The organism is Enhygromyxa salina (assembly GCF_002994615.1).
In the GTDB taxonomy this organism is placed as follows: domain Bacteria; phylum Myxococcota_A; class Polyangia; order Nannocystales; family Nannocystaceae; genus Plesiocystis; species Plesiocystis salina_A.
Genome location: NZ_PVNK01000196.1, coordinates 1 through 544, shown reverse-complemented (window position 1 = coordinate 544; position 544 = coordinate 1). Strand labels below are relative to the sequence as shown.

General features: G+C 69.7%; 1 protein-coding gene. It reads left to right on the top strand.

The genetic code is table 11. From position 1 onward, the window contains the following. Positions 1-23: 23 nt before the first annotated feature. Positions 24-544 (top strand): Tc toxin subunit A-related protein (locus ENSA5_RS22740; RefSeq protein WP_258182980.1); only part of this gene is annotated, 521 nt, incomplete at its 3' end.

The following is a 544-nucleotide window of genomic DNA, read 5'->3' as shown; positions in this document are numbered from 1 at the left end:
ACAAGACGCGCATCGACCCCGGCGTGCAGCCCTCCTACGCCGAGACGGAGGCGCCGGATGAGCGCTTCCGGGTCGGCTACGGCGGCGGCGAGGCGATCGCCACGAGCACCGCGGTCTCCGACGGCGGACTGTTCAACCTCGACTTCCGGGATGAGCGCTACCTGCCCTTCGAGTACGCCGGGGCGGTCAGCGAGTGGAAGCTGAGCCTGCCCGCGGACGCGCGCTTGTTCGACTACCGGACGATCTCCGACGTCGTGCTTCACATCGACTACAGCGCGCGAGACGGCGGCGCGGAGCTGCGTGATGCGGCCAGCGCCAACGCGCTGTCCGAGCTCGTCGACGCGGTCGCGGGCGAGGAGTTGATGCAGTTGCTCGTCGTTCATGACGCGTTCCCCAACGAGTGGCAGCGCTTCTTGGCGCCGCCGAGCGCGGGCCCGCAGGAGCTGAGCCTGCCCGTGGAGCGCAAGCACTTCGACCACCTCGCGCGGCGAAGCGGCGTGGAGATCAAGCGGGTCGAGTTCGCGCTGCTGCTCGAAGACGGCGT